At 64.0% G+C, this 12,177-nt stretch carries 16 protein-coding genes; 1 reads left to right on the top strand and 15 read right to left on the bottom strand.

Annotated features, from left to right (window positions below):
• Window positions 1–4: 4 nt before the first annotated feature.
• From cyoE to J5J83_RS17225, 4 genes are read right to left on the bottom strand one after another with little or no spacing between them, the layout of a single operon-like run.
• Entirely contained in the window at window positions 5–904 is a 900-nt protein-coding gene (gene cyoE, locus J5J83_RS17240; protein ID WP_212351180.1) for a heme o synthase, read from the bottom strand.
• A gap of 30 nt (window positions 905–934) precedes the next feature.
• Window positions 935–1,981 (bottom strand): COX15/CtaA family protein, encoded by a 1,047-nt coding sequence (locus J5J83_RS17235; protein WP_212351179.1) that lies wholly within the window; start codon window positions 1,979–1,981, stop codon window positions 935–937.
• Complete coding sequence (locus J5J83_RS17230; RefSeq protein WP_249115770.1) at window positions 1,978–2,616, bottom strand: hypothetical protein; 639 nt, start codon at window positions 2,614–2,616, stop codon at window positions 1,978–1,980. The genes J5J83_RS17235 and J5J83_RS17230 overlap by 4 nt, the downstream gene beginning before the upstream one ends.
• Window positions 2,582–3,316, bottom strand: a complete 735-nt coding sequence (locus J5J83_RS17225) for an SURF1 family protein (RefSeq protein WP_212351178.1) — start codon at window positions 3,314–3,316, stop codon at window positions 2,582–2,584. The genes J5J83_RS17230 and J5J83_RS17225 overlap by 35 nt, the downstream gene beginning before the upstream one ends.
• Before the next feature lie 90 nt (window positions 3,317–3,406).
• On the opposite strand from J5J83_RS17225, the gene J5J83_RS17220 reads away from it, so the two are divergent.
• The gene (locus J5J83_RS17220; RefSeq protein WP_212351177.1) at window positions 3,407–3,607 is read left to right on the top strand and encodes a DUF2909 domain-containing protein; all 201 of its coding nucleotides are present in this window, start codon (window positions 3,407–3,409) and stop codon (window positions 3,605–3,607) included.
• A gap of 51 nt (window positions 3,608–3,658) precedes the next feature.
• Here J5J83_RS17220 and J5J83_RS17215 read toward each other — a convergent pair whose 3' ends face one another.
• The 11 genes from J5J83_RS17215 to J5J83_RS17165 form a co-directional block, all read right to left on the bottom strand.
• Window positions 3,659–4,510, bottom strand: a complete 852-nt coding sequence (locus tag J5J83_RS17215; RefSeq protein ID WP_212351176.1) for a cytochrome c oxidase subunit 3 — start codon at window positions 4,508–4,510, stop codon at window positions 3,659–3,661.
• Between the two features lie 16 nt (window positions 4,511–4,526).
• On the bottom strand, window positions 4,527–4,727 hold the full coding sequence (locus J5J83_RS17210) for a DUF2970 domain-containing protein (RefSeq protein ID WP_212351175.1): 201 nt from the start codon (window positions 4,725–4,727) through the stop codon (window positions 4,527–4,529).
• Window positions 4,724–5,314 carry a cytochrome c oxidase assembly protein gene (locus J5J83_RS17205; RefSeq protein ID WP_212351174.1) on the bottom strand — a complete coding sequence of 197 codons (591 nt, stop codon included), beginning with the start codon at window positions 5,312–5,314 and terminating at the stop codon, window positions 4,724–4,726. Before J5J83_RS17205 ends, J5J83_RS17210 begins: the two co-directional genes overlap by 4 nt.
• Window positions 5,311–5,427, bottom strand: a complete 117-nt coding sequence (locus J5J83_RS17200) for a cytochrome oxidase small assembly protein (protein ID WP_212351173.1) — start codon at window positions 5,425–5,427, stop codon at window positions 5,311–5,313. The genes J5J83_RS17205 and J5J83_RS17200 overlap by 4 nt, the downstream gene beginning before the upstream one ends.
• Window positions 5,428–5,514: 87 nt before the next feature.
• Window positions 5,515–7,113, bottom strand: a complete 1,599-nt coding sequence (gene ctaD, locus J5J83_RS17195; protein WP_212351172.1) for a cytochrome c oxidase subunit I — start codon at window positions 7,111–7,113, stop codon at window positions 5,515–5,517.
• Between the two features lie 123 nt (window positions 7,114–7,236).
• Window positions 7,237–8,367 (bottom strand): cytochrome c oxidase subunit II, encoded by a 1,131-nt coding sequence (gene coxB, locus J5J83_RS17190; protein WP_212351171.1) that lies wholly within the window; start codon window positions 8,365–8,367, stop codon window positions 7,237–7,239.
• Between the two features lie 198 nt (window positions 8,368–8,565).
• A complete protein-coding gene (locus J5J83_RS17185) occupies window positions 8,566–9,006 on the bottom strand; it encodes a nuclear transport factor 2 family protein (RefSeq protein WP_212351170.1) in 441 nt (146 codons plus the stop codon).
• Window positions 9,006–9,800 (bottom strand): SDR family NAD(P)-dependent oxidoreductase, encoded by a 795-nt coding sequence (locus J5J83_RS17180; protein WP_212351169.1) that lies wholly within the window; start codon window positions 9,798–9,800, stop codon window positions 9,006–9,008. The genes J5J83_RS17185 and J5J83_RS17180 overlap by 1 nt, the downstream gene beginning before the upstream one ends.
• Window positions 9,797–10,330 carry a DUF3833 domain-containing protein gene (locus J5J83_RS17175; RefSeq protein WP_212351168.1) on the bottom strand — a complete coding sequence of 178 codons (534 nt, stop codon included), beginning with the start codon at window positions 10,328–10,330 and terminating at the stop codon, window positions 9,797–9,799. The genes J5J83_RS17180 and J5J83_RS17175 overlap by 4 nt, the downstream gene beginning before the upstream one ends.
• The gene (locus J5J83_RS17170; RefSeq protein WP_212351167.1) at window positions 10,330–11,619 is read right to left on the bottom strand and encodes an MFS transporter; all 1,290 of its coding nucleotides are present in this window, start codon (window positions 11,617–11,619) and stop codon (window positions 10,330–10,332) included. Before J5J83_RS17170 ends, J5J83_RS17175 begins: the two co-directional genes overlap by 1 nt.
• Window positions 11,616–12,176 (bottom strand): chalcone isomerase family protein, encoded by a 561-nt coding sequence (locus J5J83_RS17165; RefSeq protein ID WP_212351166.1) that lies wholly within the window; start codon window positions 12,174–12,176, stop codon window positions 11,616–11,618. The genes J5J83_RS17170 and J5J83_RS17165 overlap by 4 nt, the downstream gene beginning before the upstream one ends.
• Between the last annotated feature and the right edge of the window lies 1 nt (window position 12,177).

The following is a 12,177-nucleotide window of genomic DNA, read 5'->3' as shown; positions in this document are numbered from 1 at the left end:
AGGGTCAGAAACGCAGGTAATGATCCGCAAGCAACGCGGCGAACAGCAATGATAGATAGAGGATGGAAAAGCGGAAAGTCCGGCGCGCCAGTGCATCACTGTAATCCCGATACAGGCACCAGGCAAAATGGATGAAGCGCATGCCCAGCGCCACCGCGGCCGCGAGGTAGATCGCCCCACTCATCCGCGTGGCAAACGGCAGCAGGGTCACGCCGAACAGGATCAGGGTGTAGAGCAGCACGGATAGCCGCGTGTATTCCGGGCCATGGGTCACCGGCAGCATGGGCAGCCCTGCACGCGCATAGTCAGCGGTCCGGTACAGCGCCAGCGCCCAGAAATGCGGCGGCGTCCATGCAAAAATGATGAGAAAGAGGAGCAAGGCGTCGGCACTCACCTCTCCGGTGACGGCGGCCCAGCCCAGCACCGGCGGCATGGCCCCCGAGGCGCCGCCGATGACGATGTTCTGCGGCGTGCGGGGCTTCAGGAAAATGGTATACACCACCGCGTAGCCGACAAAAGTGGCCAGCGTGAGCCACATCGTCAGGGGATTCACCGTCTGATGCAGCAGCAGCAGACCCGAGCCCCCCAGCACGGCAGAAAAGGCTGCCACTTCTCGCGACGCCAACTCGCCCCGGGGCAAGGGCCGGGCCCGCGTGCGGGCCATGCGGGCATCGATTCCCTGTTCGATCAGGCAGTTCATCGCGGCCGCCGCGCCGGCCACACAGGCAATGCCGAGCGTGGCGCAAAAGACGGTGACGGCGCCGGGCAGACCATCTGGCACGGCAAGGAACATCCCGATCACCGCACAAAAGACGATCAGCGCATTGACCCGTGGCTTGGTCAGCACATAGAAGGCATGCAGACGGTTGCTGGCGGACGCATGACCCAGCGCGAGGGTTTTCATGTGAGCACTCCTTCCGACGGATTCGAGGGGTCAGGCGCCATGGCGCGACCGAGAAGACAGCTGCAGCATCTGCGCAAGCGGCACGCTGCCCGCCGCCGGCTGCGCAAGTGGCCGCAGGCGATAGTTGATCGACACCACCAGAACCACCAGCAGCGCTGCCCCGGCGTTATGCATTGCCGCCAGCGGCAATGGCAGAGAGAGCACAACATTGGCGATACCGATGCAGACTTGGACCAGCACTGCGGCAATCAGCGCCACGCCGCTACCGGCCGTCGGTACCCGCCGCGCCAACGCCCAACCCAGCGCCAGCAATGCCGTGCCGACAAGCACCGCGCCCATCCGGTGTGCCCAGTGGATCGCCGTCAACGCGGTTAAGGGCAGCAATTCGCCCTCGGCGGTCATGCCCAGTTCGCGTACAACATGAAAGGCATGACCGTAGTCGGCCTCGGGCCACAGGCTGCCATGGCAGGTCGGAAAATCGGTGCATGCAAGCGCGGCATAGTTGGTGCTCGTCCAGCCGCCGAGGGCAATCTGGACGAACAGCAGCAACAGCGCGGCACGGGCCGCCCACATCCAACGCGCGGAAACCGGATTCCGTCTCACGCCGGTCGCGCGCATCGCGAGCCAGGTCAGCAAGGCCAGCGTGGTCAATCCACCCAGCAGGTGTCCGGTGACGATGGCAGGCTTGAGCAGCAGGGTCACCGTCCATTTGCCCAGCAGCCCCTGGAAGATCACGACGCCCACGAGCGCCGTCGCCACCCACGGCGAGGTCTCGCCCCTTGTCCGATGACGCCAGGCCAGCACGGCGATGGCAAGGATCAGCAAGCCGAGACTGGCGGCAAGGTAGCGATGCAGCATTTCCTTCCATGCCTTGGGCAGACTGACGGGACCATTCGGATCGGCGGCATGCGCGCCGAGGATATCGTCGGCTGCATGATGGGGCGAGAGCTGCCCATAACAACCGGGCCAGTCGGGACAGCCCAGTCCGGCATCGGACAGGCGCACGTAGGCGCCGAACACCACGACCACCGCGGTCAGTGCCAGCGCGATCAGCACGAGTCGGCCGTAAAGTCTCATTCGCGGCCTCCACGCCCCAGCGCGGAATACTTGAGCAGACGCTGCAAGTCCTTGCTCATCGCACGCGCCGCGGCGGTCGTATCGACATCATCGGCAAAATGCATCATCACGTTGCCCAGCGGATCGATCAGCCACACCGAGCCCGGCGCGGCCGAGGGCAGCGCCGCCAGCCAGGCGGCGTCGGCGCGGGCAAGGCGCAGATCCGCCTGCCGCTCGAGCACCGACACCTGCGGGTCGGCGGCGTCCTCTAGCAACCACACCCGCCCGACACGCGCCATCTCCTTGGCCTGTGCGATCCGGACCTGACGCGACACATAGGCCGCGCGCGCGCACGCCTCCGTGCAGGCAGCCGGACCAACGAAGAGCAGGGTCCACCGCCCCTCGAGTTCTTCACTTCGCAGATCGCCCTGCCCACCCGCGCCCGGCAGCACGGTCGCGGGCAAGGGAGTTGGCGTCACCAGGTCTCCGTGATTGACCCGTCCCTGCGGCGGCCACACATAGAACATGAAATAGGATGCGAGCACCGGCAAGATGCAGATAAAGGCGAGCAGCAGCAGCGTACGGCGGCCATTGCCACGCGCGTCCTTCTTCGCGACGGCATCAGCCACGGGCGAGTCGAGCCTGGCGGTCGTCATGGGATCTCCGTGTAAGCAGGCGCCAGCCATGCCAGGCACTCAGGCCGGCGGCCAGGCAGGCGAGGGCGTACCATTGAAAAGCATAGGCGCGATGCCGATCGACACCCGCCGCGGGCGGCGGCCAGTCGCGCAACAGGCCGTCTGCCGCGGCCGAAGTCTGCTGCAGCACCCAGGGCGCCAGCGGCACCGGCGCCAGCAGCTCGGCATGACGGACCGTATCGATGTGTTGCCAGACGCGGAGCGTATTGCTTTCGGACGCCGGCGCCAGCATGAATGGCGACGTCTCCGGTTCGCTCAAGACGCCTTCGAGTTGTTGTTCGCCCACGGGCGCCGGCACCCTGGGCAACTGCCGACGGTCGCCGGCTGCCACCCAGCCCCGATTGACCAGCACAGCGCCCGAGCCATCGGCCAGCACCAAGGGCGTCACCACTTGGTAACCGGCCTGTCCGCCGTGGGTACGATTGTCGATCAGCCGCGTGGCGGCATCCATCCAGACGCCCGACAGTCTCACCCGCTGCCACGCCGGCGCCACCGCATCGGCCCGCAGGGCCTGAGCGGGCGCCTGCATCATGTGCTCGATACGGGCCTGCAATGCCTCCTTCTCTGCCGCCCTGCGCTGCTGCCAGTTGCCGAGCTGCACGGTCAACACGGCGATCAGCACCCCGACGACGAGTGGCAGGATGAGCAATGCGCGTCTCATCACGTCGCGGCTCCACGCAAAACTGCGGACATCGAGACCATTTCGCGCAAGAATGCGGGTTCGAACAGTCTGTCTCCGGAGCATACCGACATGCGAATCGTGGTGATCCTGTTTCTCGTGCTGATCGTGGCCAGTCTTGGCAGCGCACTGATGTCGATCCTGCGCAACAAGGACGGCACCGGCAGCGCTCGAACCGCGCGTGCGCTCGCCATCCGGGTTGCGCTGTCGATCACCCTGTTCCTGATGCTGATGGCCGGTTTTGCCACCGGCTTCATCGATGGCAAGCTCTGATCACCCATCCTCACGCTCCATCGCATCTGCCCGTCGCCCCCCAACTCCGCCTCAAAGCCAGTACACCACGACGAAGAGAAACAGCCACACGACGTCCACGAAATGCCAGTACCAGGCTGCCGCCTCGAAGCCGAAGTGGTGTTCAGGGGTGAAGTGACCCGCGATCGAGCGAAACAGCATCACTGTCAGCATGATCGCACCGACGGTCACATGGAGGCCGTGGAAGCCGGTCAACAGGTAGAAGGTCGACCCGTAAATCCCGCTGTCGAGACGCAGGTTGAGCTCGGCGTAGGCATGCGTGTATTCGTAGGCTTGCAGCGAGAGGAAGATCGCCCCCAGCAGAATCGTCACCAGCAGGCCGAGCTTGAGTTGCGAACGCTTGCCCTTGAGCAGGCCGTAGTGTGCCCAAGTCAGCGTCGCGCCCGAGCTGAGCAGTATCAGGGTGTTGATGGCCGGGATGCCCCACGCCCCCATCGGCGTGAAAGCATCCGCCACACGCGGCCCGCTACTCGGCCACGCACCGCTGAATCCCTGCCACAGCAGGGCCTCGTTCTCCCCGGTCGACAGCGCCGGCAGCGCAAGGACGCGCACATAGAACAAAGCGCCGAAGAAGGCGGCAAAGAACATCACCTCCGAAAAGATGAACCACCCCATCGACCAGCGGAAGGACTTGCCGACCTGCCGGCCGTACAGCCCCCCCTCGGACTCACGCACCACCTGACCGAACCAACCGAACAGCATGTAGATGAGAATGGCGATGCCGCAGAAGAAGATCCACGGCCCGGCGCCGACCTTGTTCACCCACATTGCCGCACCACTGCCGAACAGCAGCAGTGCCGCCGCGCCGAGAATCGGAAACTTCGACGGTTGCGGCACGAAGTAGCGCTCGAATGTTTCGCTCATTTCAGCATCCTCCTCACTAGCTCACCACCCAATTCACCACCGCCACGATGGTGAGCACGAATACCAGTCCAGCCAGCACACCGGCCACCACGACCGCTTTCGGATCGAGCGAGGTGGCGTCGTCCTGATAGTCCTTGCGCTTGCGAATGCCGATGAACGACCACAACACCGCCTTCACCGTGCTGACGAACCCGGCGCGGCGAGTATTCCCGCTCATGACTTGCCGCCATCCTCGCGCCGCGCCGCACTGCGCCCCTGCACTTCGAAGAAGGTGTACGACAGGGTGATCGTCGTGACCTCCGCGGGCAGCTTCGGATCGAGCACGAACACCAGGGGCATCATCCGCTGCTCACCCGGCGCCAGCGTCTGCTGGGTGAAGCAGAAGCAATCGAGCTTGCGAAAATACTGCCCTGCCACCTGCGGCCCGTAGCTCGGTACCGCCTGGCCAGTGATGGCCACTGCGCGCGTGTTGGCGACGTCATAGGCGACATGCACCAACTCCCCCGGATGCACGCGGACCGAACGTTGCTGCGGTTGAAAGCGCCACGGCAGGTCATGCAGGTTGGCATCGAACTGGACCAGCACCGTGCGCGACCGGTCGACCTGGGTGTTGTCGGCGCTGACCGTATCCGGCTGCAGCAGGTTGTTGATGCCGGTCGCCGCGCAGATCTGCTCGTAGAAGGGAACGAGCAGAAAGCCAAAACCGAACATGACGATAGCGGCCACGCCGAGACGAAGGAACAGGCGGCGGTTCTCTCCCGCGATGCGGGTCCGGCGGCGTTGGCTCGAGGTCGTGTCCGTCATTGCCCAAACACCTTGTACTTGATGATCACGAGCGCGAAAAAGAGCAGCGCGACACCGGCCAGGATGAGCCCGGTGCGCAGGTTCGCGCCACGTCGATCGCCACGGGTCATCATCTCACCTTGTCCGCCACCATGAGAGGATGGGGCGAAGCCTGCCCTCTCCCGGCTCTCCGCTCCGCCCCGCTCTCGCTACAACGCCATTCATGTTCTGGCCAGCACCGGTGCATCCTCGAAGGTGTGATGCGGCGCCGGAGACGGCACCGTCCACTCCAGCCCTTCCGCACCTTCCCACGACTGCGCCGCCGCCTGCTTGCCGCCGCGGATGCACTTCACCACGGCGACCAGGAAGATCAGTTGCGACAGGCCGAATCCGAATGCACCGATCGAGGCCATCGCATTGAAATCGGCAAACTGTAGCGCGTAATCCGGAATCCGCCGCGGCATCCCCGCCAGGCCGAGAAAGTGCATGGGGAAAAAGGTGATGTTGAAGAACACCATCGAGCACCAGAAGTGCAGCTTCCCGATGAATTCATTGGGCATGTGGCCGGTCCATTTCGGCAGCCAGTAATAGGCACCGGCAAACAACGCGAACAGGGAGCCCGCCACCAGCACATAGTGGAAGTGGGCAACAACGTAGTAGGTGTCCTGAAGCTGGATGTCGATGGGTGCAATGGCGCAGATCAGCCCGGTGAATCCACCCATCGTGAACACGAAGATGAATCCAGTGGCCCACAGCATCGGCGTCTCGAAACTGAGCGAGCCGCGCCACATGGTCGCCACCCAGTTGAACACCTTCACCCCGGTCGGCACCGCAATCAGCATGGTGGCGTACATGAAGAACAGCTGTCCGACCGCCGGCATACCGGTGGTGAACATGTGATGCGCCCACACGGTGAAGGACAGGATCGCGATCGAGGCCGTCGCGTAGACCATCGACGCATAGCCGAACAGGGGCTTGCGCGAGAAGGTGGGGATGATCTGGCTGACGATGCCGAACGCCGGCAGGATCATGATGTAGACCTCGGGATGCCCGAAGAACCAGAAAATATGCTGGTACATCACCGGATCGCCGCCTCCCGCAGCGTTGAAGAAACTGGTACCGAAGTGGCGATCGGTCAGGATCATGGTCACCGCACCGGCCAGCACCGGCATCACCGCAATCAGCAGATAGGCTGTAATCAGCCATGTCCAGCAGAACAGCGGCATCCGCATCATGTTCATGCCGGGCGCACGCATGTTGAGGATGGTGACGACGATGTTGATCGCCCCCATGATCGAGCTCACCCCCATGATGTGGATGGCGAAGATCGCCAGATCCATCCCCATGCCCATCTGCACCGACAGCGGCGCGTACAGCGTCCATCCGGCAGCGGTCGCGCCGCCGGGCACGAAGAACGAGCCCAGCAGCAGGATGGCCGCCGGCGGCAGGAGCCAGAAGCTCCAGTTGTTCATGCGCGCGAAAGCCATGTCGCTGGCCCCGATCATGAGCGGGATCATCCAGTTGGCGAAGCCGACGAAGGCCGGCATGATCGCGCCGAAGACCATCACCAGCCCATGCATGGTGGTGAGCTGATTGAAGAATTCGGGCTCGACTACCTGCAGTCCGGGCTTGAACAGCTCGGCCCGAATCGTCAGCGCCATCACCCCTCCGGAGAGGAACATGATGAAGCTGAAGATCAGGTACATCGTTCCGATGTCCTTGTGATTGGTCGTCGTGACCCAGCGCATCAGGCCAGTCGGACCGTGCGCGTGCTCATGCGGGGGGTGGGCTCCGATCCGATCGTGAGTCAGGGCAGTCATGCGCACGCCTCCAGTTGTCGTCCATCCGACGACACAAGCTTGCCGCCGGGCCTGATCACGCACCCGGCACACTTCAGAAAGGGGGCAGGCCCCCCGCTCGATCCCGTCATCGGGCGATCGGCATCATCGCCCGGCCACAATCTCCGCCGGCTGCACCGCCTCGCCCGTCTTGTTACCCCAGGCATTCCGGGTATAGGTAATCACCGCAGCGATATCCGCATCCGGCAGTTGCTCGCCGAAGGCCGCCATGGCGGTACCCGAGCGCCCCTTCAACACCACCTGGATCTGGGCCGCCTTGTCGCCATTGACCACCGGAGAGCCGTCGAGCGGCGGAAAGGCCGGGGGCAGTCCCTTGCCATCGGCCTGGTGGCATGCGGCGCAATTCGCAGCGAAGACTTTTTCGCCGCGATCGACCAGCTCCGCCAGTGCCCACTCACGGCCGTCATCTGCTGCAGCCGACGACGTCTGCGCTTGTTTCGACTTGACCCATTCGGCGTACTTCTCCGCCGACACCACATGAACTTCGATCGGCATGAAGCCATGATCCTTGCCGCACAGCTCGGCACAGTTACCGCGATAGACACCTTCCTTGTCGGCGGCGAACCAGGTGTCGCGGATGAAGCCGGGAATTCCGTCCTGCTTGACCCCAAACGCGGGCATCCACCACGAGTGGATGACATCGGCCGCCGTCACCAGCACCCGGATCTTCTTTCCCACCGGCACCACAAGCGGGTTGTCGACCTCGAGCAGGTAGGCATCGCCCTTTTGCTCGGCCCCCTTGATCTGCGCCCGCGGCGTCGACAGCCCCGACAGGAAGCGGATGCCCTCGCCCTCGCCCTGCAGGTAGTCGTAGCCCCATTTCCACTGGTAACCGGTGGCCTTGATCGTGATGTCCGGATTGGACGTATCCTTCATCGCAATCACGGTCTTGGTGGCCGGCCAAGCCATGCCGAGCAGGATCAATACCGGCACCACCGTCCACGCGATTTCCACGGCGGTATTCTCGTGAAAATTGGCTGCCACGGCGCCGCGCGACTTGCGGTGGTGGATGACGGACCAGAACATCACGCCGAATACCGCGATGAAGATCACCAGGCAGATGATCAGCATCAGCGTATGCATGCTGTAGATCTCGGTTGCGATGCGGGTAACGGGCTGCTGCAGGTTGTAACGGCTGGGCACATCCTGTGCGAATACGCCGGAAACGTACCCGAAGAGAGGCAGGACGCCTGCAATACGACTGGCAAAACCCATGTCGACCCCCAGCAATGAACGCGATGAGCAGGTGGATCGATGGTGCCACAGCGAAATTCAGGGCCGCAACATACTTATTTGACAAATATCAATATATTGCATCGCAATAAATGATAGATGCCGCATCGGAAAAGGCATTTCGACGCAGACTGGGGGTTTTCCCTCATCCGTCTTTGGTGCATGCCAACAACGACGCCTTCAGCCCCCGCCGGCAGACAATCTGCGCTGCAGAAGACGCATCAGGCGGCCCACAATGGGCAATTGCGCATACAACTCTTCGGCCGCGTCCCAATAGTCGCGGTGCGTCACGATCTGTCCCTGCGCATTGAAACAGAGGTGGCTGACACCCTGAATCACAAGGGCGCGGCCACGCAGCCTCAGATGAAACGTCCAACCGAGCATGGCCTGCTGTCCTTCGGCGATCAATGTATTCACGACAAAGCGCGGCGCCTCCACGGTTTCGAACATGTGCTCGAAAATCCGGGTAATGACGGACAGTCCCCGAACATCGTTGAACGGATCCTTGAAGCGCGCATCGTCAGCATAGAATGTGCCGATCCGGGGCAAGGCTGCGGGTGAAAGATGTTCATAGAATGTCGCCACATTGCGGGCAGCGGCGGCAACGTCGAAAGGCTTCATCACAGCCCCGTCGCGCGTCCGATCAGCGGAAAATACAGGCGCCGTGGCATGCACTGCAGCAGCTTGAGAATGCGGGTGAAACGCCTGGGGAAGTGGATCTCGAACGCGCCACGCGCCAGACCCGAAACCATGTATTCGGCCGCCTTTTCGGCCGAGATCAGCGCCGGCATGTGGAACTCGTTCTGCGCCGTCAGTGGCGTGGCCACGAAGCCGGGGCAGATCAGGTGCACGCCGAGCCCGCGCGGAGCAAGGTCGAGATAAAGCGTTTCAGCAAAATTGATCAAGGCCGCTTTCGACGGCCCGTAGGTCACCGCGTTGGGCAGTCCGCCATACCCCGCCACCGACGCCACGATTGCAATGGCGCCGTGGCCGTGCTCGAGCATCGTCGGCACGACCGCCGCGACACCATCCATGACCCCGAGCAGATTGACGTCGAGCGTGTCGCGGATACGCTGCGGCGTCAGCTCCCATGCCCGCAGCGGCTGATAGGTGCCGGCGTTGAGTACGACCAGGTCGATCGCCCCCCATTGCGCGAGCAGATGATCGCGCGTGCGCACGAAATCGTCGGCACAGGTGACATCCATCGGCACCACGATCACCTCCGCACCGTCGGCACATTCGGCCGCGAGCGTCTCCAGACGGTCGCGGCCACGCGCCGACAGGGCCACCCGTGCCCCGTGAGCGGACAGCCTGCGCGCGAGTGCCGCGCCGATACCGGTGGATGCACCGACCAGCCATACACGCAGGCCGCGCCAGTCACGAATCGGCGGATTCAGGGGGACGAACGGGTTCATCGCGCTGTCCGTTTGTAGAAGGACAGCGTCACCTCGCCCAGCCTCACGCCCCACTTGCTCATGACCGAACGATTGAGCATGACCCTGTCGTCCATCAGGAACATCCAGTCGTCGAAGTCGACGTTGTACACCTTGCCATCGACCGGCAGCGCCATCACGTAGCGCCAGCGCAGGGCGTTGCCGCGAGCCTCGCCACGCGCTTCACCGACGACGTCATCCGCGGTGCCGACATAGGCTTGGGCGCTGTGACGGGTAATGGTCCACACGCGTCGCTGTGTGCTGCCGTCGGCATAGGTGAAGCGTTCGTCCAGCGTACCCACATCGCCCTTCCAGCTCGCCTCGATCAATACGTGAAAACGCTTCACCACCTCGCCGGAGCGATTCTGGAACATCCCGTGCGCATCGAGTGTGCCGTTGAAATAACTTCGCAGATCGAGCTCGGGCGTGGTGTTGCGATACGCCTCGATATCGACGGATGTGCAGCCGGCCAGCGCCAACAGCCCGGTAAGAAGCAACAGGCGTTTTTTCATCACACGGTTTCTCCAGTGCGGAAATACGGATCTACGGTGTCGCGCCAGTGCCAAAGCAGCATGATGGCGAGGCATTTCAGCCCAACCGGAACCAGCGCATACACGAGTGTCAGCGCCGCCAGTGCATCGGCACTGCGGGTGCCGGGTTCATAGCCCAGGCCGCCCAGCAGAGGCAACGCAAGCCCGGCCGCGAGCGCGAGATTTGCCTTGGTGACGAAGTTCCACCACCCGAACCATGCGCCGGCGCGGGCCTGCCCATCCTCCTCGTCACGTGCCAGCAGGTCGGCAAGCAGAGACGGCGGCAGCGCGAGGTCTGCGCCGAGCGCCACCCCGGACAGGATGCAGATCAGCGCGTAGGCGGTGGTTTCTCCGGCCCCGAGCAGGCTGGCCCAGACAAAGACCGCAATCGCGAGCACCATCCCGGCCAGCCATGCACGCAGTTTCCCAACGCGTAAGGACACGGCCGCCCATCCCGGAAGGCTCAGTGCCGCGCTGAAGAAGTAGAGCACCAGAAACAGGCCGGCGAGTTGCGGCGCCTGAAGCACGTCCGCGACGAAGAACAGCACGGTCGCGGACGGAATGGCTGCAGCGATGCCATTGGCGGCGAATACCATCAGCAACCGGGAGAACGGACGACAGCGCAGCGCAGCGCGCAGACTTCCGAACACAGCTTGCCGCCTGCACACGCGGGGCGGGGCCGCCGGCGCGAGCAGCAGCGTGCACCCGCCGCACAGGATCAGGATGGGGATGAAGAGCCAGGCCAAGCGCGCCAGCCCACGCGACTCATCGCCCCCGGCCAGCAGCCCGGGAAGCGCCGCGGCAAGCACCACGCCAAACAGCGCGAAGGCCTCTCTGCTGGCGACCACCCGCGTGCGCAAGGCTGAGGTGGGCGCGACTTCGGCGCCCCAGGCATTGTAGGCAATCGTCGCGACTGAATACGCGACCGACACCAGCGTCACAAGCGCGCCCAGCCATAGGGCACCTGCGTCAGGCGGTGGCCTCAGCAGCCCGACCATGCCCAGCGCAAGCACCGGCAAGGCCGACAGCACCAGCATGCGGCGTCCGGCCAGGCGGTCGCTGAACCAGCCGATCAGCGGATCCGACACTGCATCGAAAATGCGCACGCCCAGCAACACCAGTCCCACCGTGGCCAGTGACAGGCCCAGCCCGTCTGCGTAGAGCCGCGGCACATAGACATAGAGTGGCAGCGCCGCAAAGGCCAGCGGCAGGCCGAGCGCACCATAGGCAACGACTGCGGAGCGCCCAAATGCCGGCGCGAGGTTCGTCATCTCGACACCTGCTCGAGCCCCAGCAGCTTCAATCTCAGCGCCGGTTCGCGGGTCTGGCTGTCGAGCCAGATCGCGAAGAAGGCGCGCGCGAGGTCCGAGTCCTCCAGTATCGCGGTCGACTTGCCGTCGTGCCAGAAACGCGCGCCGCCGTCCGGCACGGACAGTCCGACCAGCGTATCGCCCACGGCCACGGAGGGCAGCGCTCGTGTCAGAGGCTCGCGCCATCGGGCGATGCGCGCCTCTTCAGCCAGGCCCATGCGCCGCATCTCGTCCAGCGTGGCTTCAACCAGACGCTCGCCCTCGATATCGCGTGCATAACGGATGGCGAGCGCGAAGACCGTCTCGGTGGACCAGCCGACGCCAGCCGGCACCCACAGTGCGGCATCGTAGATCTTGAAGCCGAACCAGCGCATTTCTCCGCTGCCCAGCGGTCGCAGCTCGCCGGCCACCTGCCTGGCGTCGGCAAGCACGGCTGCCGGCAACGGAACCGGCAGCGACGCGCCTGCCTGTCCGGCGTAAAGCACAAGACTCAGCAGGATTGCGGCCGTGATGCGCATG

The sequence above is a fragment of the Azoarcus sp. L1K30 genome (assembly GCF_018122735.1).
Classification (GTDB): domain Bacteria; phylum Pseudomonadota; class Gammaproteobacteria; order Burkholderiales; family Rhodocyclaceae; genus Parazoarcus.
This window is presented reverse-complemented; position numbering and strand designations above follow the sequence as displayed.

Bases quoted from the DNA above. Each gene is read 5' to 3' on its own strand.
- ctaD (WP_212351172.1), bottom strand. From the start codon at position 7,113: ATGACTGCCCTGACTCACGATCGGATCGGAGCCCACCCCCCGCATGAG.
- J5J83_RS17210 (WP_212351175.1), bottom strand. From the start codon at position 4,727: ATGAGCGGGAATACTCGCCGCGCCGGGTTCGTCAGCACGGTGAAGGCG.
- J5J83_RS17200 (WP_212351173.1), bottom strand. From the start codon at position 5,427: ATGATGACCCGTGGCGATCGACGTGGCGCGAACCTGCGCACCGGGCTC.
- J5J83_RS17165 (WP_212351166.1), bottom strand. From the start codon at position 12,176: ATGCGCATCACGGCCGCAATCCTGCTGAGTCTTGTGCTTTACGCCGGA.
- J5J83_RS17180 (WP_212351169.1), bottom strand. From the start codon at position 9,800: ATGAACCCGTTCGTCCCCCTGAATCCGCCGATTCGTGACTGGCGCGGC.
- J5J83_RS17235 (WP_212351179.1), bottom strand. From the start codon at position 1,981: ATGAGACTTTACGGCCGACTCGTGCTGATCGCGCTGGCACTGACCGCG.
- J5J83_RS17175 (WP_212351168.1), bottom strand. From the start codon at position 10,330: ATGAAAAAACGCCTGTTGCTTCTTACCGGGCTGTTGGCGCTGGCCGGC.
- J5J83_RS17185 (WP_212351170.1), bottom strand. From the start codon at position 9,006: ATGAAGCCTTTCGACGTTGCCGCCGCTGCCCGCAATGTGGCGACATTC.
- J5J83_RS17215 (WP_212351176.1), bottom strand. From the start codon at position 4,510: ATGAGCGAAACATTCGAGCGCTACTTCGTGCCGCAACCGTCGAAGTTT.
- J5J83_RS17230 (WP_249115770.1), bottom strand. From the start codon at position 2,616: ATGACGACCGCCAGGCTCGACTCGCCCGTGGCTGATGCCGTCGCGAAG.
- J5J83_RS17170 (WP_212351167.1), bottom strand. From the start codon at position 11,619: ATGACGAACCTCGCGCCGGCATTTGGGCGCTCCGCAGTCGTTGCCTAT.
- J5J83_RS17225 (WP_212351178.1), bottom strand. From the start codon at position 3,316: ATGAGACGCGCATTGCTCATCCTGCCACTCGTCGTCGGGGTGCTGATC.
- coxB (WP_212351171.1), bottom strand. From the start codon at position 8,367: ATGGGTTTTGCCAGTCGTATTGCAGGCGTCCTGCCTCTCTTCGGGTAC.
- J5J83_RS17205 (WP_212351174.1), bottom strand. From the start codon at position 5,314: ATGACGGACACGACCTCGAGCCAACGCCGCCGGACCCGCATCGCGGGA.
- J5J83_RS17220 (WP_212351177.1), top strand. From the start codon at position 3,407: ATGCGAATCGTGGTGATCCTGTTTCTCGTGCTGATCGTGGCCAGTCTT.
- cyoE (WP_212351180.1), bottom strand. From the start codon at position 904: ATGAAAACCCTCGCGCTGGGTCATGCGTCCGCCAGCAACCGTCTGCAT.